This window comes from Chitinophaga sp. OAE865 (assembly GCF_040546735.1).
Taxonomy (GTDB): Bacteria; Bacteroidota; Bacteroidia; order Chitinophagales; family Chitinophagaceae; genus Chitinophaga; species Chitinophaga polysaccharea_A.
This window is the reverse complement of record NZ_JBEPOF010000001.1, coordinates 1,123,351-1,144,233: the sequence shown is the minus strand read 5'-3', so window position 1 is coordinate 1,144,233 and position 20,883 is coordinate 1,123,351. Positions and strand designations below refer to the sequence as shown.

Genomic DNA, 20,883 nt, shown 5'->3' with positions numbered 1-20,883 from the left:
TTGATTAAACTGTCCCTTTCCGTTCATATTTCCACCACATCAGGGCTCCATAAATGATGTGTAGTAAACCGAAACCTATGGCCCAAAAATAAAGCCCCTGCCTCAAATAGAAAAGATTAAGTATACCAAGAATTGCTTCACAGATCCCCAGGTACTTCACGTCCGGCAAAGTATACTTACTGGCATTAATAATTGCCAATCCGTAAAACACCAGACAGGTGGGAGCTACCAGCACTTCCAGGTGATTATATAACAAACCCGCTATAAACGCACCGCCTGCAGCCAAAGGGATCGCTGTATTGATCAGCACTTTCCTTGATGTCAGATCCCAGATGGGCAAATTATTTTTCCTCGCTTTCCGCCAGGTAAAAAAAGTGCCCCCAATAAGCGCAGCTGCCAATACAGAGAATCCCAAAACGATTAAACGGAATTTCAGCTCCATGAAATCTGAATGGCTATGCACCCCGGTGGAATTCCACTGGAAATAATATTCATTCAGCCAGGTGTTGGCAATAAATGCGCCGATCAGGCCACAGACGCCGGCAGAAATGCCGCTTAACCCGCTTAGCGAAATGAAACGGCTGCTGCGCTCCATCATCCGCTTGATATCCGTTAATGCCTCCAGATGTTGTTGGTCTGTCATACAAAAAAGTACTTTGCACTACAAAGCTAACAGAAAAATTTGAATCACAAAATATAATTTTTTGTTATAACTGCGTTACCTATAGGATACCATCTGTCCAGAATAGCGATAAATACTATAATATTGTTGTCAGATATGGTTGGCTGGAAAAGAATATTAGCAATAATCATCGGCGTAAGCGGTTGGGGTTCGGGTTTGATGGCGCAGCAGTACAAGGTAAGTGGAGTGGTCAGAGACGCGCACTCACAGGAAATCATTCCGTTCGCCACTCTTCAGTTTGTGCATACCCAAACAGGTATGGTTAGCAATGCGGAAGGGAAATACCTGTTCGAACTAAATGTTATCCCATCAGATTCATTGCTGGTTAGGGTAATGGGATACAACATCCTTAAACTGCCGGTGAACAAAGAACAAAAGGAACAGGTCATCAACTTCGAGGTAACCCGCTCAGATGTTTCCCTGAAAACATACGAGGTAAAAGCGAACGTAAACTGGGCGCTCATCCTTCTGAAACAGATCATTAAGCATAAACCGGAGAATAATTACAATCGCCTCGACAACTACAAATACGAGGTGTATAATAAGCTGGAGCTGGATATGAAGAATCTCAACAAGGAGAAACTCGGCAAAAACCGCTTCACCAAACCATTTGCGTTTATTCTCGATAATATAGACAGCACGTCTGAAGACAAACCCTTTCTACCTATTTTCCTTACGGAATCATTATCGGACTACTACTTCCAGTCGAGCCCCCGTAAAACAAAGGAAATAATCAAAGCTGCACGCACATCGGGTATAGATAATGAAAGCGTTACCAAATTCCTGGGAGGGATGTACCAGAATGTAAATATCTACGACAATTTCATCCCGGTATTTGATAAACAGTTTGTAAGCCCTATTCACCATAACGGCGCGTTCTATTACGATTACTCCATTGCTGATACGCAGTATGTAAATAACCAGCGTTTCATCAAACTAAACTTCACGCCTAAACGTAAAGGGGAGAATACTTTTATTGGCGATATATGGGTACATGATACTACCTATGCTGTGCAGAAAACCACGCTGTCGGTACCCCGGGACGCCAATATCAACTTTGTCCGCAAAATCAGTATGGTACAGGAATTCCGGCAACTGCCAGACAGTTCCTGGTTCCTCTATAAAGATAAATTCATCGCCGATTTCTGGGCTCCGAGCCCTAAGCCCGGTAAAACGTTCGACTTCATAGGTCGTAAAACCACGACTTACGACGATGTAATTACGAACGATACCGCTGCCACCAACATCTTCAGTAATAAAAAATATCCTGAGAATGTAGTAGTGCTGGATAGTGCAAGGGCAAGGAAAGATGATTTCTGGATGGATAACCGCCCGGAAAATCTCAGCAAAAACGAAGAAGGCATTTACAAAATGGTGGATACTCTCCAGAAAATGCCGCTTTTCCGCAGTTATTCCAATACCATCCGCTTCCTGGCCACCGGCTATAAACCTTTTGGGCCTATTGAATGGGGACCTTACTATTACCTGTTCTCTCAAAACAGGCTGGAAGGATTCCGGTTGCGGCTGGACCTCGGCACCACTCCCAAGTTCAACAAGGATCTTTACCTGTATGGCTACCTGGCCTATGGATTCTCGGATCATGTGTATAAAGGTAAAATGTCGGCCCTCTGGCTGCTGAAAAGACATCCGCGTACTTACCTGTATGCGTCTTATACCAAAGACCTCGACAATGGCACTCACTACTATGATGAAGTAGGTACAGATAATATCTTTACCCTGGCCATCCGTAAAAGTGGCGTGCCACAAAAATTTTTAATGGTAGATGAAAAACGTTTTGAGTTCTTCAAGGAATATTACAGCGGCTTCTCCCACCAGATTTCGCTGACGCATAAACAGGTAAGGCCGTTTGAACCGCTTCCTACTGCTGCGTTTTATCCCAAAGCGCCCGATGGGCGTGATCCGCTGACCAATACGGAAGTAGAAGTAAAATTCCGTTATGCTTTCCACGAACAGTTCCTGGAAGGAAATTATTACCGGATCAGTCTTGGCAGTAAATACCCTATTGCCGAGCTGAAATTAGCTGCCGGCATACCCGGTATTGCCAACAGCGGGCAAAAATATCAGCGTGTTTCACTCAGTGTATCGGACTATGTTAAACTGCCGCCTTTCGGCTCCTTTTACTATAATGTTTTTGGTGGTAAAATTTTTGGTACTGTGCCTTATACTTCGCTCGAAGTGCATCCGGGTAACGAAATTTACTACTACAACAAATATGCATTCAACATGATGAACCGCTTCGAATTCATCAGTGATCAATACGCAGGATTTAATGTGGAACATACCATTGGCAATGGTATTTTTGGTTATATCCCGCTGATTAAAAAGCTGAAGTGGCGGCAATTCTGGACCGCCAAAGGGGTGATAGGCTCATTGTCTGAATCCAACAAACAGCTGAACCTCAACAACGGCTTTGCTTTCAAAACCTTACAGGGCGATCCTTACCTGGAGCTGGGTACCGGTATAGAAAATATCTTTAAATTCCTCCGGGTAGATTTTATCTGGAGAGTAACACCGGATGTAACACCGGGAGAACCTGCCAACAAACGTTTTGGTGTATTCGGTAGTTTCAAATTACAGTTTTAACCTGCTGGTCATGAAAGATGTAACACATACCCCGTTATTTGAAAGCATCCTGCAGGGAGAAATAGATGGTAACTATTATGATCTGCATAATGATTATCAATGCATAAAAATTAAACTGGACCCTGAAGAAAAACTGCTACAGTTAAGATTTACAAACGACGATTTTAAAATCATCGCCGAGTTTCACCAGGCAACTATCACCAGTTTTTCCATTCACCCGGAAAGAACCGCAGATAGCAGTACCCTTGATCAGTTTTACCGGGGGAAATTTAAGTACAACAATAACCTTCACGAAATAACTGCACAGGGAAAATATTATTACTACTTATCTTTTCTCGGAAATGATGCCATAGAATTATTTTCCAAACGGGTTACACTTACTTTCAGCAGATTGAATTCCTGATCCAATAGTAAGGAATGCTTACTATTTAGTCAAACTTGCTATATAGTTATATAGTTATATATTATCTGCTGCTTCGCAGATAATGCTGCAGGCCCATTTAATTTCTTCGGGCGTAATGATCAACGGAGGTACAATACGCATGCATTCGGCGGCAAAGAGGAACCAGTCTGTAAGCACGCCTTTATTGATGCAATAGTCGATCACCTTTTTATTTACGGAAAAACTTTCAAACTCCACTGCCATCATTAAGCCCAGCGAACGCACTGATTTTATGGCCGGATGTTTCAGGTGATCCAGGAACAATTGTCCTTTCGCATTCACCTCTGGCAAAAGGTGCTGGTCAAGCAATGCCTGGAAGCCGGCGCGGCCTGCGGCGCAGTTAACCGGGTGCCCGCCAAACGTTGTGATATGGCCCAATACAGGGTTATTGGTCAGCGTCCACATAATATCGCGGGAGGCAATAAAAGCGCCCAGAGGCATACCTCCACCGAGTGCTTTACCCAGCAATAAAACATCGGGCACAATACCGAACTGTTCGAAAGCCCATAGTGTTCCATTTCTCCCAAAACCGCATTGGATTTCATCCAGTATCAGCAGTGCGCCTGCAGCAGTGCATTTTCCCCGCAAAGCGTGTAGCCATTCCCGTTGTGGTACTATTACGCCGCCCTCTGCCTGTACGCTTTCCGCGATCACCGCTGCAGTTCTTTCTGTTATTAATTCCAATGATGCAAAGTCATTATACTCCAGGTGCTGAATCCCGGGCAACAAGGGCCGGTAGGCGTTGCGCCAGTATTCATCCCCGAGGATGCTCAAGGCGCCCTGGGTGGAACCATGATAACTGCGGTTAAAGGCCGCTATTTCATGGCGGCCGGTATATCGCTTGGCCAGCTTCATAGCGCCTTCCACAGCTTCGGCGCCGGAGTTGGTAAAGTATACGCAGTTTAAGTTTTCCGGAAGGTGCTCTGTGAGCAGGCTGGCAAAGGCTACCTGGGGCGATTGCACAAATTCGCCATATACCAGCAGGTGCATATACTGTTGCGCCTGGTCCTGGATAGCCTTTACAACGGCAGGATGGCAATGCCCTACATTACATACACTGATACCGGCAATGAGGTCGAGATATCGTTTTCCGTTCACATCCCACATATACATGCCTTCCGCCTTCACTATCTCCAGTGCCAGAGGGGCATCGGAGGTTTGTGCTACATGCTGCAAAAAAAGTTGCCTGTTATTCATATCACTAACTACGCTGTTCTTTGCGAAGTTAGAAAACAACTGCTAATTAGTAATTGTTATATTTGTAATATAAGCACTAAAACATTTAATTATGGCGCACATTATTCCACTGAACGGAATTACTCCTCAAATTCCTGAAGACTGTTACGTGGCCCCTAACGCTACCATAGTAGGGGATGTAGTAATGGGTAAAGGTTGCACGGTATGGTTCAATGCTGTTGTTCGCGGCGACGTAAACAGTATCCGCCTCGGCGAAAACGTGAACGTACAGGATGGTGCAGTAATTCACTGTACTTACCAGAAAACAAAAACAATAGTAGGCAATAATGTGTCTATTGGCCATAATGCCATACTTCATGGCTGCACTATTGAAGACAATGTGCTGGTGGGTATGGGCGCTATTGTGATGGATAATGCCCGTGTAAGCAGCAACAGTATTATTGCTGCGGGCGCCGTTGTGCTTAGCGACACACACGTGGAACCAGGCACTATTTACGCGGGTGTGCCTGCCCGTAAAGTGAAGGATATTGACATGGCCCTTATCAACGGGGAGATTAACCGTATTTCCAAAAACTACAGCATGTACGCATCCTGGTATCAGCATGCAGAGGAAGTAAAGGAACCATAATGTTCATGTTATAGAAAAACGTTATATTGCAGGCAAATATCCTCCTATGAAAATACCAGTATGCCTGCTGATATCGGGGAGTATCCTGTTTGCCAGCTGTTCATCGCAAAAAACAGGATGCCCCGCTTCCAACTACTACACAAAAGACATCAAGCAACAAAACCGTAAGGCGGGCAAACAAATGCGCCTGTTTTAAACCTATCCTATGCGTAAGGTTATTCTACTGGCCCTGATGGCTATTCTTGCCTTTACCGCCTGCAGAACACAAAAAAAAGGCTGTCCCCAACCCAGGCGTAACTGGGGCGCTGAAAAAGTGCTGGACGAATTAGGCAAACCGGGAAAAGGCTGATCAGTATTGTTCTTCCTCAATGGTTTCCAGGATGGTAGCGTAGCTCACATACCTGTCGGCATCAATATGCCCTTCCTCTACTGCTGCTTTTACGGCGCAGCCGGGCTCATTGATATGCAAACAGTTATTAAACTGGCATTGGGCAATATAGGGTTGCATTTCAAGGAAATAGTGGGAAAGCTCCGGCTTTGAAATATCTACAATTCCAAATTCCCTTACACCGGGAGTATCTATCAGGCAGCCACCAAAAGGCAGGTCGTACATTTCAGCAGAGGTGGTGGTATGCAACCCCTTGCCACTCCATCCGCTTACAGCTTTGGTCCTCAGCTCCAGTCCGGGCATCAGTACATTGATCAGGGAGGATTTCCCTACACCGGAATGCCCTGCCATTAAAGTGGTTTTATCTTTCAGCAGCGCCCTTACATCATCTACACCCTCACCATTAGTAGCGGAAATTAATAATACCTGGTAACCGATATCGCTGTACAGCGCTTCCATTTCTTCAAACTTTTCGATTTCTTTTTCCCTGTAAATATCCTGTTTGTTAAAAACCAGTATCACGGGGATGTGATAGGCAGCGGCAGTAACCAGGAAGCGATCAATAAAGCCCTGCGAAGTACGGGGTTCCTTTACCGTGCACACCAGCATTGCCTGGTCCATGTTGGCGGCTACTATATGTTTTTTGTTTTTACCATGGGGAGAACTGCGCACAATATAATTTTTCCGGGAACCTATTTCCGTGATCATGGCATTCTTGGCGTTAGCATCACTATCATCTTCCACAATTTCCACTACATCGCCTACGGCGATAGGATTGGTAGAAGTGATATCTTCATTCTTTTTGAAAATACCTTTCATCCTGGCCTGGAAAGTTTCGCCGGTAGCGGTTCTTACCACATACCAGCTTCCCGTTGATTTATATACTGTTGCTTGCATATTTATAAGATGCCCAAAGGTACGCGAATTTTTTTTTTGCGGAGGGGAGCGCCTTCGGCGCTGTTAAATTGTCTTGGAGCAGGATTACGCTGATTATGCTGATTTTTCTGATTTGATTTTTGAGTTTTTTTTTAAAAAAATAATTAAGGGAGATATAAGCGGACATTTTCGCTCTTATCTCCCTTAATCATTTATAAATCCAAAAATCAAATCAGAAAAATCAGCATAATCAGCGTAATCCTGCTCCAAGACAATTTAACAGCGCCGAAGGCGCCCCCCCCTCCGCTAAGGCAGGCTCTTGAATAGTGTGTAGCGCAGTACAACTTCCAGCAGCATGCAGCCTAAAGCAATCATTGCCAGCAGGAAGAAATGTTCTGCGAAACGCTTATAAGAAGTGATCTCCACTTTTGTTTTTTCCAGCTGGTCAATTTCATTGTAGATGCTCTTCAGATCATTGGTATTGGTGGCCCGGAAATATTTACCACCGGTTTCCTTTGAGATCTTTTTCATGAGTGGTTCATCGATCTGTACATCCTGCATTACCATTTGTACGCTGCCATCAGACATCGGCATAGGGAATGGGGCTTTACCTATGGTACCTACGCCGATAGTGTATACACGGATCTTAAATGCCTTGGCAATTTCCAGTGCAGTGAGCGGGTCTACAAGGCCGGTATTATTCACCCCGTCTGTAAGGAGAATGATCACTTTGCTTTTTGCCCGGCTATTGCGCAGGCGGTCTACCGAAGTAGCAAGGCCCATACCAATAGCAGTACCATCCTGCAGCATACCGCTTTTCACCTGCATGATCTGGTTCTTCAGTACCGCATGATCAGTGGTGATAGGGCATTGGGTGAAGCTTTCGCCGGAAAACACCACCAGGCCGATACGGTCGCTGATACGTTTATCCACAAAATCGGTGGCTACCCGCTTGGCTGCTTCCATCCGGTTGGGTTGCAGATCCTCCGCCAGCATACTGCCTGAAATATCGATCGCCATTACAATATCAATCCCTTCACTGTCGATACTTTCAGAAGTGTTGGAGGTTTGTGGCCGCGCCAGGGCTACAATCAGCGCAATCACCGCCAGGATACGCAGCACCAGCAATAAGGGCCTGAAACGTATTTTCCAGGATACCGGCAATCCTTTCAAACCTTCAATGGAAGATACCATCATTACGCTTTGCCGGCCTTTACGCCGTGCAAAGTACCAGTATATTAGTACCGGCACCAGCAGCAGAAGCCACAGGAAAGCCGGGTAGGCAAATTCAATATTTTTCCAGGTTGAAAAATTCATCAATTTTTAATTAAGATCCATGCTGACTTTATGCTTTCTCCAGGGTTGTATCCGCACCGGTTTCCTCTGCAGGTCCTGTTTTCGGCTTGGTCCATTCCAGGATTTCTTCGGCCTTCTGCATACATTCTGTGTGCTCATCTGCCGTGGGTTGCAGTTTGGCGAACTTTGCCAGATCTGCAATTGCCAGCAATGAACGCAGTTTATCCCTTTGCTGGTTCAGCTTAGTTACCGGTTTAATATTCTGCAACAACTCTTCACTGGTTTGCTCCAGGGCAGCAATATTGAACTGGTGCTCAAAGTAAGTACGCAAAATATCCGTTAACCGGGTATAGTATTGCTTGATATCGCCCTGTTGCCAAACTTTCTCTTCTTTCAATGTTCTCAGTTCGCGGACAGCAATTTCGTAAGGAGAAACAACCGGCGTTTTTACAACCGGTTCCGGCTTTTTACGGGTGCGGAAATACCATATCAGCCCACCTATAATAAGCACAGCTGCTGCGCCAATTACAATATACAGCCAGTAATCCCATATACTCCAGGCAACACCCTTTATCGATTTAATAGGCTTAAATGCTTTGGTGGTATCTACCGCCACGGTGTTTACATCTATCCCTATAGGCAGGGTCACTGCAGAGTCGGCAGTGGCATTGGCGCCGCTGAAAACTTCAAAGTGCATCGGGGGAATTTCCCAATGGCCGGAATCAAAGCTGGTAAGAGTATAAGTTTGATGGAGTATATGCTGATCCTGGTTTACCAGTGTATCAAGATTGGAGCGGGTTACCACTTCAAAATGATCCAGTGAATCAGGTAATACCGGGAAGAGCACTTTGAAGTTGGCGTCTTTAAACTGTTGCGCTGTAAGCTTGGCGGTAAGCTGCAGTTTTATCTGCTCGCCTATCCTGATACTGTTGGTATCTGCTTTAGCGGTTACATCCACTGCCTGCTGTGCCAGCAGGGAAAAGGGAAATAACAGTCCCAGTATGCAACATAAAAATATACGCCTTATAACTTGTTGTTTATACATGTTTAATTTGCTCTCCTTTATATCTATGCCCTGTTCAGGAAAAATGTTTGTAACGCTTTCACATAATCCTCGTCGGTACGTACGCTCACTAATTCTGCGCCACTTTTCATAAACGCATTTTTGCAATATTGTGAATGCTGAAGAAATTGCTGTTCATAATACTGGCGCACCCTGCGGTCGTTGGTATCCACCCATTGGGTGGCGCCGGTTTCAGCATCTGCTACCTGGATCAGGCCTACCGGTGGCAGTTCTTTATCGCGCTGGTCATACACCTGTACCCCTACCACATCATGTCTTTTTGCAGCGATGTTCAATGCGTCCTGGTAATTTCCTGATAAGAAATCGCTCAGCATAAAAACGATGCTCCGTTTTTTGGTAGCGTTGTTAAAGAAACGCAGGGTCTCTTTAATATTTGTTCCTTTTCGTTTAGGCGTAAACGATAGCAGCTCACGGATAATGAAAAGAATATGTGATTTACCTTTTTTAGGCGGGATATACTTTTCCATACCATCGCTGAAAAAGATAACGCCCACTTTATCATTATTTTTGATGGCAGAAAAAGCAAGTACAGCGCATAATTCCGTGATCAGGTCGCGTTTATCCTGTTTTTTGGTGCCGAAAGAGGAGCTTTCGCTCATATCCACCAGCAGCATTACGGTAAGCTCCCTTTCTTCTTCAAAAACCTTTACAAAAGGGTGGTTGAACCGGGCTGTTACATTCCAGTCGATAGACCTTACATCATCACCAAAATGATAATCCCTTACTTCGCTGAACGACATACCACGTCCTTTAAAGGCGCTATGATACTCACCCGCAAATATGTGGTTGGTAAGCCCTTTCGTCTTAATCTCTATCTGCCTTACCTTTTTTAATATTTCAGCCGTATCCAATGGGAAAGATTTTGAGTTACTAATTACGGAAAATGACCGGTCCTGCTATGGAACTTCCACTGCATTCAGGATCTCACTCAGAATATTTTCGCTGGTAACGTTTTCTGCCTCTGCTTCATAGGTTAAGCCTACGCGGTGACGCATAACGTCGAAGCATATATTACGCACATCTTCCGGGATCACATAGCCACGGCGCTTCATGAAAGCGTAGGCTTTGGCAGCCCAGGCCAGGTTGATACTGGCTCTTGGAGAACCGCCATATGCGATCAGCGGTTTCAGTTTATTAAGTTTATAGTCTTCCGGGTTACGGGTGGCAAAAACGATATCAAGAATATATTTTTCGATCTTCTCATCCATGTATACTTCCCTTACCAGTTTACGTGCTTCCAGGATATCTGAAGGCTGGATAATGGAACGGATAGGCGTGGAGAGCTCCGGGTTCAGGTTCTGACGGATGATCTGTTTTTCTTCTTCCTTTGTAGGGTACCCGATCACTACTTTCAGCATGAAACGGTCTACCTGTGCTTCCGGCAGGGTATAAGTTCCTTCCTGTTCAATCGGGTTCTGGGTGGCCAGTACCAGGAAAGGCTCATCCAGTTTGAAAGTGGTATCGCCGATGGTGATCTGTCTTTCCTGCATAGCCTCCAGCAGGGCGCTCTGCACTTTTGCCGGGGCGCGGTTGATCTCATCTGCCAGGATAAAATTGGCGAAGATGGGACCTCTGCGTACTACAAATTCATTCTTTTGCTGGTTATAGATCATGGTACCTATCACATCCGCAGGCAGCAGGTCGGGCGTAAACTGGATACGGCTGAATTTCGCGTTGATAGCGGATGACAGGGACTTGATAGACAGGGTTTTTGCCAGACCGGGTACGCCTTCCAGCAGTACGTGGCCCTGGGCCAGCAAACCGATGAGCAGTCTTTCCACCATATAACGCTGGCCAACAATTACTTTACCTAACTCCATTGTGAGCAGGTCCACGAAAGCGCTTGCCTGGTGGATCTTCTCATTCAGTTGCCGGATGTCGGACGATGTATTTTCCATGCTAATAATTTTTCAGGTGTGCTAAAATAAACATTCTCTGGTCAAATAAAACTTATCACTATGTGAATGGGCCGTTAAAATGCTGTTAAACTTGCTACTATGGCTCATTCCCGCTAAATAATCATTCTACGGCGCTGCCTAAATTAATAAAGCCCGGCATATTTATATAATATTTTTCCCTATAACGTACCTTTGCGGGGAATAAGGCGTTGGCAAAAACGCTCATCATTTAAAAGTAACAGCAATATGGAAGATTTTGAGAAGCGCTGGAAACCTGTAGAAGAGATGCTTACCAAAAGGTTTGGTAAAACGCCCAATATGGAAGCTATTCTTTTTCTCATCGGCGTAAATGAAATAAATAATTTAAAGAAGAAATATACCAAAGAACAAAAGCAGGACCTGATGCACGTGGCTGTATGCACGCTGCTAAGCCAGAGTGGTTACTTTGAACTTGATGGCTACGATAAAGACGGATGGCCGCATTTCAAAGAAACGCAGCCGGTTCCAAAAATGGAAATGACCGAACAGGAAATCTTCCTGAAAGAGCATGTAATTGCTTACTTTGCCGGTCATGAAGAAGCATAATACACCCATATGAAGAAACTGTTACTCCTTAGTACCCTTTTTTTACTGATTGTTAGCCTGGCGGCTGCCAAAAACCGGAAAGTAAAAGTAATTACTCCCTATGGCACCATGGTTATCCGGTTGTATGACCAAACGCCCAAACACCGCGACAACTTCATAAAGCTGGCCAGGCAACACTTCTACGACAGCACCCTGTTTCACCGTGTTATCCGGAACTTTATGATCCAGGGTGGTGATCCTGATTCCAAACATGCCCTTCCGGGTGATACACTGGGTAACGGCGATGTGGGGTATACCATTCCACCGGAATTCCAGCTGGATTTATTTCACCGCAAAGGCGCACTGGCTGCGGCCCGGGAAGACCGGCCCGACAAAGCATCTTCCGGTTGCCAGTTCTACATTGTGCAAGGCAAAGTATTTACTGATGAACAACTGGACAAGCTGGAGCAAACAAGGCTGAAAGGCCGCAAAATACCGGTAGACCAGCGGCAGGTATACAAAACAGCAGGAGGCAGCCCTCACCTGGATCAAAACTATACCGTATTTGGCCAGGTGATCAAAGGCATGGAAGTGATCGATAAAATTGCAGCGCTCAAAACCGATAGCCACGACAGGCCTCTTCAGGACGTGCCTATGAAAATCCGTATTGTGAAGAAATGGCTGTTCTTCTAGAGAAAAATGGCATGTCGGCAGAAAGTCAAAATTTACGATAGCCCGCCGTTAAAATCATAATAGTTTCTGTATTTTTACGGCTCAAAATCAAACTTGATATGAATTTTCCGTCAAACCTGCGTTACACAAAGGATCATGAATGGGTTTTATTAGAGGGTAATGTAGCTACCATCGGCATCACTGAATTTGCACAACGCGAATTAGGCGATATCGTTTTTGTAGATATCAACTCATTGAGCAAAACAATAAACGCCGAAGAAGTATTTGGCACAGTAGAAGCAGTAAAAACAGTGTCCGACCTGTTTATGCCTGTTGCAGGTACCGTTAATGAAGTGAATCCTGAGCTGGAAGCCTCTCCGGAGCTGGTAAACCAGGATCCGTATGGCAAGGGCTGGATGGTGAAAGTTACCGTTACCAACCCGGCTGATGTGGAAGCGCTCCTGGATGCTGCTGCTTACCAGGCGCTGGTGGGTGAATAATTCTGACCAAAATAATCTTTTATATAAGCAAGGACAACAGGCTACGTTATTGAACGGTAAGCCTGTTGTCCTTTTTACTACTACTAAAAAAGGATCATGAAACTTCTGAGATATTATACACCAGCTATTTTATGGATCATCCTGATCCTTGTTTTGTGTACCCTTCCGGGGAAGGATATTCCCTCCAACTCATTTCTTGACAGGATCCATTTTGATAAGTTTGTTCACTTCTGCCTTTTCGGCGGCATCGTGCTGTTCCTGAGCCTTGCTATTTACTGGCAAAAGAAACACATCTCCACCACCACACTTGTGCTCCTGGTTTTGCTGGCAGCAGGTTATGGCCTTGCAATTGAATTTATCCAGAAATACTGGGCTATAGGCCGCAGCTTTGATATGTATGATTTAGTTGCAGACACTTTAGGCGCTATTGCCGGAGTATGGGTATTCAAAATTGTTGTTTACCTGTTCTTTAACAAGGATAAATAAAAAATCCCCCCTGTAGCCAGGGGGGAATATATCTGCTTATGAGAAATAAGTGTTCTTATTATTTTTTTACTGCTGACCAGCCTCTTTCTTCGCGTCGTTCTTCATTTTATCATTTGCAAAGATAGAGAACTCACAACGGCGGTTAATGGCGCGGTTAGCATCTGAATCGTTAGGTACTTTAGGCTGTGACTCACCATACCAGAATCCCTGGATACGGCTCTTTGCAATACCCTGCGCTTCCAGGTAAGCCATTACGCTTTTAGTTCTTCTTTCAGACAATCCCATGTTGTATTCATCTGTACCCTTGTCGTCGGTATGACCTTCCACACGCACATAAGTGTCAGGATATTTGTTCAGGATAACCGCCAGCTGTTTGATATTGTCCTGGGCTACGGCAGACAGGTTGGATTTATCAAAGCCAAATAAAACGCCGGCATCAAATGTTACATTGATACCTTCACCCACACGTTCTACGGTCGCATTTGGCACCTCGGTCTTTATTTCCTGGGCCTGTTTATCCATTTTCTTACCGATCAAAGCACCACCGGCACCACCTAATGCAGCACCAATAATAGCTCCCAATGCAGTGTTACCGGCTGCTTTACCAATTATTGCACCAGCGGCTGCTCCGCCACCTACACCAATGGCAGCGCCTTTTTTAGTATTATCTATACCCTGCCAGGTTTTACAACTGAAGAACATGGTTGTTGACAAGACCACAGCTATCAGAACATTGAGTTTTTTCATCATAATAAATTTAGACATGAAGGTTTTTTCGCATTAATTCCATTGACAAAATTAATTGAAAAACTTGTAATCAAATAACTTGCCAAGTTGATTTATGAGTCACAACATATTGATAAGTAGAAGTAAACAGGCAATAAAAAAATTGCAGCCATAAATCACATAACAATAATTGCGCATAGAAAAGTAACGTATACGACTATATAACAATGAAGTAGCGAAAAAGATTACCCAAGCAGGTTTTTTAATAATCCGCCAATTCCACCACCATCGCCCGCCTGTTGTTGCTGCTGCTGGGCGCCGTTGGATAGCAGGCTTTTCAAATCTTCCAGGTTTACCTGGCCATCGCCGTTCTTATCGAGGCCGCCAGACAGTCCGCCCAGTATACCGTTCAGGTTAAGCCCCTGCGCAGAGCCGCCGGTCAGTGAATTAAGGATACTATCCAGACTGAAACTGCTGTTATTGGGGTCCTTTGTTTTATTAACCAGGGAGCCTAATACAGTTGGGATCAGGGTAGCCGCAAGTTGTGTGGCGGTGCCTTTATCCAGGTGGAATTTTTCCAGGAGCGTTCCTATGAAGTTATTGGATATGTTTCCCACCACCGGGTTAGCACTGGAAGTATCACTATTGGCGCCTCCCAGTAAAGACAACACTCCTTCAGTATTGCCACTTGCCAGTTCCTGTTGCAGACCTGATGCAATGGAAGAAGTAGCCGCACCTATTACGGCTTCATTCTGTTCGTTAGGAATTGCAGGGTTGTTTACCACAGCGCCCTGGGCATTTTCGCGGACCAGGTCCATTAATTGCTCTAACATTTTGATGATAATTTTAGGGGAAGAAAAGGTTTTCTTTTAGTGCCACGGCCTGTGACCGCTGACTAAATGTAGGATATTTTATGTGATTACAAATTAAGCTGCCCGGAATTTTGTGGAAAGATAACAGCAGGGGACAGCTCTTATCCTTCCACAAAATCAAAATCAATGATTATTAACTGCCCTGTTTCAGCTTCTCTGCATTTTCGGCGAACTGGAGGGCGTCTATCATATCCTTAATATCGCCATTCATAAAGGCGTCCATATTGTAGACTGTCATCCCGATCCGGTGATCCGTCACACGGCCCTGGGGATAATTGTAGGTACGTATCTTGGCGGAGCGGTCGCCCGTAGATACAAGACTTTTCCTTTGGGAGGCAATAGCATCCTCGTGTTTACGTACCGCTGCTTCGTATATGCGGGTCCGTAACATTTTCATTGCAATTTCCCTGTTGGAATGCTGGCTACGCCCTTCCTGGCACTCTACCACTACGCCGGTAGGGATATGCGTTAACCTAACAGCCGATTCGGTTTTATTTACGTGCTGGCCGCCCGCACCTGAGGAACGGAAAGTATCCATTTTAATATCTGCTTCCCGTACATCCACATCCACTTCTTCCGCTTCCGGCAATACTGCTACCGTTGCTGCTGAGGTATGCACCCGCCCGGAGGCTTCTGTAGCCGGTACACGCTGTACCCGGTGCACGCCGGATTCAAATTTCAGGGTACCGTATACATCGTCGCCGTTTACTTCCATCACTATTTCCTTGTAGCCGCCTGCAGATCCGGGGTTTTCACTCAGCAAACTGGTGGTCCAGCCTTTGAGCTCACAGAAACGCAGGTACATACGGAACAGGTCACCGGCAAAAAGACTGGCTTCATCTCCGCCTGTACCGGCGCGGATCTCCAGGATGGCGTTCTTCTCATCCTGTGGATCCTTTGGAATCAGCAGATTACGGATCTCGGCTTCAAGGGCGCCTTTCTGCTCCTGCAGTTCTTCTGTTTCGGCTTTGGCCAGTTCACGCATTTCATCATCGCCGCTGTCCAGCACTTCTTTGTTAAATGCAATATTGTCCAGCAATTTACGGTAGGCGTCATATGCCTTCACGATCTTTTCCAGCTGCCGGTATTCTTTACTGAGCTGACCAAATTTTTTGTTATCACTAACAACCTCGGGGTTGGTAAGCGCCATCGATACCTGCTCGAAACGACCTTTTATAGCTTCCAGTTTGTCTATCATAATTATATTTGACTTTTGAGTACCCTTTCCAACCGGAAATGATACTGCCAATCGGGTTGCAAAATTAACACCATTAACTTAATTAAACAGCAGGTAATTGAAACAGATCAAATTAAAGGGAAAAGATATATTTAACGGTACGCATCTGCTGGGTCCCGGGAAAGTATTAATACTTAATGAAGATGGCATAGTAGCGGGCATTGTAGCCGAATCCGACGCCGGTGAAAATGTCAGGGAGCTGGATGGAATACTGTGCCCGGGATTTGTAAATACCCATTGTCACCTGGAATTATCCCATATGAAAGGTGTGATTCCCGAAAAAACCGGCCTGCCTGCCTTCCTCACACAGGTAATGCAATCGAGGCACCTGGCTGGCGGCGACTATAACGCTATTATCGACAGGGCCGAACAGGAGATGTGGGAAAGCGGTATTTCCGCGGTGGGTGATATCAGCAACGGTACGACCACCATGGTAAAGAAACAGCAGACCAGGATGTACTACCACACTTTTGTGGAATGTATGGGTGTAGCGCCTGCCGGCGCCGACAGCCGTTATCAATACAGCATGGATGTACTGGCGTCGTTCCGGGAAATTAACGGATCCCATCACCACTGTTCTATTGTGCCGCACGCACCTTATTCCGTCAGCAATACTTTATTCGGGTTACTGGCTGGTACCCCGGATAATACGCCGGTATGCATTCATAACCAGGAAACACCGTCGGAGAATGAATTATACCAGCAGAAAACAGGAGAATTCCTGTCTTTTTACCAGCATTTCGGGATGGATATCAGCAGCTTTCAGCCTACTGGTACCAACAGCCTGCAAGCCTATCTTCCTTACTTTTCCCGGAATAAGATCCTGCTGGTACACAATACCTTTACCGATGCAGCCGATATTCGCTTTGCGCAGCAGCAACCTGTAGAAACCTGGTGGTGCCTTTGTCCCCAGGCCAACCTGTACATCGAGAACCGTTTACCGGATATTCAACAGTTCAGGCAACTGCAATGCAATATCACCCTGGGCACCGATAGCCTGGCTTCCAATCACTGTTTATCCATCTGGGAAGAAATAAAAACCATCCGCCGGCATTTTCCGGAAATTCCGTTGGAAGAAATACTGCAATGGGCTACATTTAATGGCGCAAAGGCTCTGAGCATACAGGATACCTATGGTACTTTTAATCCCGGCAGCAAGCCAGGCGTAATATTGATTAACCAGGAAAGCAGTAGAATTATTTAGCTGTAACTTATGAACGATTTTTTAAACAAAGTAATTTTAGACAACCCTGTACAGGACTACCTGATATTGATCGGTGTTTTATTGTTTGTATTTATTATCAAACGATATATTTCAAAAGGACTGGCCACCATCCTGTTCCGGCTGGTGCGGCACTGGTCGCCGCAAATCGAGGAAAAAGATTTTATCAGCCTGCTGCTGCGCCCACTGGAATATTTTTTCCTGCTCGTTACTTTCATGCTTACCATCGACCGCTTTACATTTCCGCAGATCCTTAATGTCCATATTTACAATAAGGCCACCCTGCACGATGTAACCAATACTATACTGAACCTGGCGCTGAGCATGAGCATTATCTGGATCATGTTGCGGCTGATCGATTTCGTTGCCCTTGTACTGGAAAAGAAAGCGGATCTTACGGAAGATAAAACAGATAACCAGTTCATTATTTTCTTTCGCGATTTTTTCAAGGCCATTGTGTTCATTATGGGCGCCATCGCCTTTATCCGTATCCTGTTCGGACCGGGGCTGGTAGAAAAGATCGTTGCAGGTCTGGGAATAGGCGCTGCCGCCCTGGCACTGGCTGCAAAAGAAAGTATAGAAAACCTGATCGGCTCCTTTATCATCTTCTTTGATAAACCATTCCGTGTAGGCGATAACGTTAAGGTAGATTCATGGCAGGGAACCGTGGAAAAAATCGGGTTACGCAGTACACGCATCCGAACACTGGAAAAAACATTTGTAACAGTTCCCAATAAAAAAATGGTGGATAGTATCCTGGATAACCTTTCGCTGCGCACACAGCAGCGGGTGGCCCTGAAACTGGAGCTGGGAACGGAAACTCCTGCGGAAACCCTCCTGTTGTTCCTTCAGGATGTGCGGCATATGCTGGGCAGCAATCCTAACATCCTGGAAAACTTTACGGTGAACCTGAACGACTTTACCAAAGATACCTATGTGATCCAGATCATTTTCAACACCTATATTATTGATGGCACCCAGTATAACTTGTTAAGGGAAACGGTTAACCTGAATGTAATAAAACTGCTGGAAGCTCGCGGGCTCAAACTGCCGAGTACTTCCACCAGTGTGACGCTCACCGACATGCGGTGAGCTGAGGGGATCGCCTTCGGCGATTGTCTTGGAACACTGATTATGATGATTATGATGATTTGCGGATTTTAATTTTTGTTTATAAATGAATAAGGGAGATAAAGTATTACCTACTTTTATCTCCCTTATTTCTTTAGAATTCAATATGATTAAATCAAACAAATCATCATAATCAGTGTTCCAAGACAATCGCCGAAGGCGATCCGCTACACTATTCTTTCTCCTTCTTCGTGCTGCTCAGCAGGATGCGGGAAATGTCGGCTTCAATTGATTCTTTTGGAGCGCCTACAATACGGCCTTCTTCTTTACCATCCTTGAATACGATGATGGTGGGTAACTTCTTTATTTTATAATCTACCGGTGCATCAGTTTGCAGTTTCTTATCTGCCGCAAACATCGTGATCTGCTCATCAGGGCTGCCGCCGGTGATCATCACTTTATATAAGGCTGGCACCACCTCGCGGCTGGTATTGTCCCAGGTTCCCATTACCACTACCATATTGAAATTGGCGCGGTTGGTTTTGATATAGTTCAGCATATTGTCGTTAGGCTGGTAGCTGTTTACACCTTTGTAGAACCACGTTGTGGAGGTATCGTTCATCAGTGTTTTCATATCTATCTTACCCTTCAGTACTGTTTCATTTTGAGCCCAGGCCAGGGTCGAGAATAACAAGCCACCACCCAATAGTAATGTTTTCAATCTCATAATGTTGTTTTTATAATTGATCTTTCAGTTCCGTTAAGAAACCCCGTACCTTTAGCAAAGCCTGTACCATTTCAAAATTACGGGCGGCCAGCTTATGATCTTCCTTTAGTTTCTGCTTCGCTCCTTCTATCGTATACTTTCTTTCGCGCAGTAAGTGGTAGATTAATTTAAGGTGGTGAATATCTTCCTGCCGGAAAAGGCGGTCGCCCTTCCGGTTCTTTTTGGGTTGCAGTATATCGAACTCATTCTCCCAATAGCGTATCAGCGACGTATTCACCTTAAACATGGCTGCTACCTCACTGATAGAATAATACTGTTTATCCAATACCAATTTGTCCAATTCCATAATCAGATCCGGGTCCTCCGATAACTCTTTCAATGATTTACGCCCTCGTTTTTTCCCAGGTATGGTGGTTGCTACGGCAGCCTTCTTGCTGCTGGCCTTTGCTTTTACTTTAACTGGTCTTGTTACCGCAGCTTCGGCAGGATGCGGTACTCCAGATGTCGAAAAAAGGTCTAGCTGGTGCATCGTAGTAAAAAACGAGGTGACAAATATCTTTTACAAAGATGAAGTTAAGCTTTTAGCTTGTAGCTTGTAGCATTCCCCCCTCATTTTTTGGGTTAAGATAACATCCTGAAACTTTATAACCAGCTAAAAGCTAACAGATTTAGTCAAACGACTGGTTTCCTGACCTTGCCATTTTGAGCATCCTGTCGAATTGTTCCGGGGTGAGATCATTAAAGAAGAAGAATACCGGGTCTACCTTATCTCCGTTTTTAATCACCTCGTAATGGCAGTGAGGCCCGGTCGATTTACCGGTACTTCCTACCCAACCCAGTACATCGCCGCGCTTAACAGCCTGCCCGGCTTTGACCTTCATACGGAGCATATGCCCGTAAAGGGTTTTATAGCCATATCCATGCCGTATAATCACGTGGTTGCCGTAACCCACATCGCTCAGGCTGGCTTCTTCCACCGTGCCGTCGCCGGTAGCATAGATAGGAGTACCGCTGGGCGCCGCAAAATCGAGCCCGGCGTGATACTTCATGGTTTTATAAATAGGATCGATCCGGTACCCGAAACCGGAGGCAATATGTTTAAGATCCTTATTGGATACCGGCTGGATAGCAGGAATAGAGGCCAACATCTGCTGCTTGTTCTTTACCATCTTATCAATTTCATTGTAAGATGCTTCCTGTGCCTTTACGCGGTTATCAAGTTCTTTCAGCAATACCGAGGTGGAGGCGATGATTTCGCTGCTGGCAAAGGATTGCAGCTGTGCCGCTTCTTCATCCCGCTTTACTTTACCCATGCGGGTACTGTCGGGAATGGGGGAGGCCTCAAATATGACCCGGTAAATTTCATTGTCACGTTCTTCCAGTTCCGCCAGTTTGCCCTTTACTTCCCGCATCCGCCCCTGCAACGCATCATATTTTTCCTTCATACCTTCAAGGTCCCGGCGAAGGGATTTCTCCTTTGGGGAGTCTACCAGCCGGTAGGCTACGGAAAGAAAAATAGCCCCGGTCACAATAGCCGCAGATACAAATCCCAGTATTCTCAGGATTTTTACCCGCAGAGAAACAACGAGCTTCTCGTATTTTAATGTTTGGGTATTATAAAAATATTTAACCTTCTTCATGCACCAGGGTGTACTTTATGCGCCATAGTGCAGTGAACGCTATGACAGCAGATTTATTTCACGAGGTACAA

Annotated in this window: 24 protein-coding genes; 11 read left to right on the top strand and 13 right to left on the bottom strand. The window is 45.3% G+C overall.

What is annotated here, in order from left to right:
* Positions 1–4: 4 nt before the first annotated feature.
* A complete protein-coding gene (locus ABIE50_RS04840) occupies positions 5–643 on the bottom strand; it encodes a hypothetical protein (RefSeq protein WP_142684210.1) in 639 nt (212 codons plus the stop codon).
* 135 nt (positions 644–778) lie between these two features.
* Here ABIE50_RS04840 and ABIE50_RS04835 point away from each other — a divergent pair, with 135 nt between their 5' ends.
* The gene (locus tag ABIE50_RS04835; RefSeq protein WP_209855310.1) at positions 779–3,286 is read left to right on the top strand and encodes a DUF5686 family protein; all 2,508 of its coding nucleotides are present in this window, start codon (positions 779–781) and stop codon (positions 3,284–3,286) included.
* Between the two features lie 10 nt (positions 3,287–3,296).
* Positions 3,297–3,689: a hypothetical protein gene (locus tag ABIE50_RS04830; protein WP_142684212.1), complete on the top strand. Its 393-nt coding sequence runs from the start codon at positions 3,297–3,299 to the stop codon at positions 3,687–3,689.
* A 54-nt stretch (positions 3,690–3,743) separates the two neighbouring features.
* On the opposite strand, the gene ABIE50_RS04825 is transcribed toward ABIE50_RS04830, so the two are convergent.
* A complete protein-coding gene (locus ABIE50_RS04825) occupies positions 3,744–4,964 on the bottom strand; it encodes an aspartate aminotransferase family protein (RefSeq protein ID WP_354027875.1) in 1,221 nt (406 codons plus the stop codon).
* A 52-nt stretch (positions 4,965–5,016) separates the two neighbouring features.
* Here ABIE50_RS04825 and ABIE50_RS04820 point away from each other — a divergent pair, with 52 nt between their 5' ends.
* The 3 genes from ABIE50_RS04820 to ABIE50_RS04810 are packed head-to-tail and all read left to right on the top strand — an operon-like array spanning position 5,017 to position 5,902.
* Positions 5,017–5,553, top strand: coding sequence for a gamma carbonic anhydrase family protein (locus ABIE50_RS04820; RefSeq protein ID WP_209855312.1), 537 nt, complete (start codon positions 5,017–5,019; stop codon positions 5,551–5,553).
* Positions 5,554–5,599: 46 nt separating this feature from the next.
* Positions 5,600–5,749, top strand: coding sequence for a hypothetical protein (locus ABIE50_RS04815; protein ID WP_209855314.1), 150 nt, complete (start codon positions 5,600–5,602; stop codon positions 5,747–5,749).
* Positions 5,750–5,758: 9 nt separating this feature from the next.
* Positions 5,759–5,902, top strand: coding sequence for a hypothetical protein (locus ABIE50_RS04810; RefSeq protein ID WP_209855315.1), 144 nt, complete (start codon positions 5,759–5,761; stop codon positions 5,900–5,902).
* On the opposite strand, the gene rsgA is transcribed toward ABIE50_RS04810, so the two are convergent.
* The 5 genes from rsgA to ABIE50_RS04785 all read right to left on the bottom strand — a co-directional run bounded on the left by rsgA (position 5,903) and on the right by ABIE50_RS04785 (position 11,095).
* Positions 5,903–6,838 carry a ribosome small subunit-dependent GTPase A gene (gene rsgA / locus ABIE50_RS04805; protein ID WP_209855317.1) on the bottom strand — a complete coding sequence of 312 codons (936 nt, stop codon included), beginning with the start codon at positions 6,836–6,838 and terminating at the stop codon, positions 5,903–5,905.
* 285 nt (positions 6,839–7,123) lie between these two features.
* Positions 7,124–8,134, bottom strand: coding sequence for a vWA domain-containing protein (locus ABIE50_RS04800; protein ID WP_209855319.1), 1,011 nt, complete (start codon positions 8,132–8,134; stop codon positions 7,124–7,126).
* 28 nt (positions 8,135–8,162) lie between these two features.
* Positions 8,163–9,158: a BatD family protein gene (locus ABIE50_RS04795; RefSeq protein ID WP_142684217.1), complete on the bottom strand. Its 996-nt coding sequence runs from the start codon at positions 9,156–9,158 to the stop codon at positions 8,163–8,165.
* Positions 9,159–9,181: 23 nt separating this feature from the next.
* A complete protein-coding gene (locus tag ABIE50_RS04790; protein WP_209855321.1) occupies positions 9,182–10,048 on the bottom strand; it encodes a DUF58 domain-containing protein in 867 nt (288 codons plus the stop codon).
* 45 nt (positions 10,049–10,093) lie between these two features.
* Positions 10,094–11,095 (bottom strand): AAA family ATPase, encoded by a 1,002-nt coding sequence (locus ABIE50_RS04785; RefSeq protein ID WP_142684219.1) that lies wholly within the window; start codon positions 11,093–11,095, stop codon positions 10,094–10,096.
* Positions 11,096–11,341: 246 nt separating this feature from the next.
* Between ABIE50_RS04785 and ABIE50_RS04780 the strand changes: the two genes are divergently transcribed.
* The 4 genes from ABIE50_RS04780 (at position 11,342) to ABIE50_RS04765 (ending at position 13,317) form a co-directional block, all read left to right on the top strand.
* Entirely contained in the window at positions 11,342–11,680 is a 339-nt protein-coding gene (locus ABIE50_RS04780) for a hypothetical protein (RefSeq protein WP_209855323.1), read from the top strand.
* A gap of 9 nt (positions 11,681–11,689) precedes the next feature.
* Positions 11,690–12,352: a peptidylprolyl isomerase gene (locus ABIE50_RS04775; RefSeq protein ID WP_209855325.1), complete on the top strand. Its 663-nt coding sequence runs from the start codon at positions 11,690–11,692 to the stop codon at positions 12,350–12,352.
* Positions 12,353–12,450: 98 nt separating this feature from the next.
* On the top strand, positions 12,451–12,831 hold the full coding sequence (gcvH, locus tag ABIE50_RS04770) for a glycine cleavage system protein GcvH (protein ID WP_209855327.1): 381 nt from the start codon (positions 12,451–12,453) through the stop codon (positions 12,829–12,831).
* 96 nt (positions 12,832–12,927) lie between these two features.
* Positions 12,928–13,317, top strand: coding sequence for a VanZ family protein (locus ABIE50_RS04765; protein ID WP_142684223.1), 390 nt, complete (start codon positions 12,928–12,930; stop codon positions 13,315–13,317).
* A 66-nt stretch (positions 13,318–13,383) separates the two neighbouring features.
* On the opposite strand, the gene ABIE50_RS04760 is transcribed toward ABIE50_RS04765, so the two are convergent.
* The 3 genes from ABIE50_RS04760 to prfA all read right to left on the bottom strand — a co-directional run bounded on the left by ABIE50_RS04760 (position 13,384) and on the right by prfA (position 16,113).
* Positions 13,384–14,064, bottom strand: a complete 681-nt coding sequence (locus ABIE50_RS04760) for a YiaD family glycine zipper/OmpA-like lipoprotein (protein WP_209855329.1) — start codon at positions 14,062–14,064, stop codon at positions 13,384–13,386.
* Positions 14,065–14,288: 224 nt separating this feature from the next.
* Complete coding sequence (locus ABIE50_RS04755) at positions 14,289–14,876, bottom strand: hypothetical protein (protein WP_209855331.1); 588 nt, start codon at positions 14,874–14,876, stop codon at positions 14,289–14,291.
* 172 nt (positions 14,877–15,048) lie between these two features.
* Complete coding sequence (gene prfA, locus ABIE50_RS04750) at positions 15,049–16,113, bottom strand: peptide chain release factor 1 (protein ID WP_142684225.1); 1,065 nt, start codon at positions 16,111–16,113, stop codon at positions 15,049–15,051.
* A 97-nt stretch (positions 16,114–16,210) separates the two neighbouring features.
* Between prfA and ABIE50_RS04745 the strand changes: the two genes are divergently transcribed.
* Positions 16,211–17,356 carry an amidohydrolase family protein gene (locus tag ABIE50_RS04745; RefSeq protein WP_209855333.1) on the top strand — a complete coding sequence of 382 codons (1,146 nt, stop codon included), beginning with the start codon at positions 16,211–16,213 and terminating at the stop codon, positions 17,354–17,356.
* Between the two features lie 9 nt (positions 17,357–17,365).
* Complete coding sequence (locus tag ABIE50_RS04740; protein ID WP_209855335.1) at positions 17,366–18,466, top strand: mechanosensitive ion channel family protein; 1,101 nt, start codon at positions 17,366–17,368, stop codon at positions 18,464–18,466.
* Positions 18,467–18,677: 211 nt separating this feature from the next.
* Here the strand turns inward: ABIE50_RS04740 and ABIE50_RS04735 are convergent, their stop codons facing one another.
* From ABIE50_RS04735 to ABIE50_RS04725, 3 genes are all read right to left on the bottom strand, one after another.
* Positions 18,678–19,172, bottom strand: coding sequence for a thioredoxin domain-containing protein (locus ABIE50_RS04735; RefSeq protein WP_142684228.1), 495 nt, complete (start codon positions 19,170–19,172; stop codon positions 18,678–18,680).
* A 10-nt stretch (positions 19,173–19,182) separates the two neighbouring features.
* Positions 19,183–19,551 carry a MerR family transcriptional regulator gene (locus tag ABIE50_RS04730; protein ID WP_227024430.1) on the bottom strand — a complete coding sequence of 123 codons (369 nt, stop codon included), beginning with the start codon at positions 19,549–19,551 and terminating at the stop codon, positions 19,183–19,185.
* Between the two features lie 289 nt (positions 19,552–19,840).
* On the bottom strand, positions 19,841–20,812 hold the full coding sequence (locus ABIE50_RS04725; RefSeq protein ID WP_209855337.1) for a M23 family metallopeptidase: 972 nt from the start codon (positions 20,810–20,812) through the stop codon (positions 19,841–19,843).
* Positions 20,813–20,883: the final 71 nt, after the last annotated feature.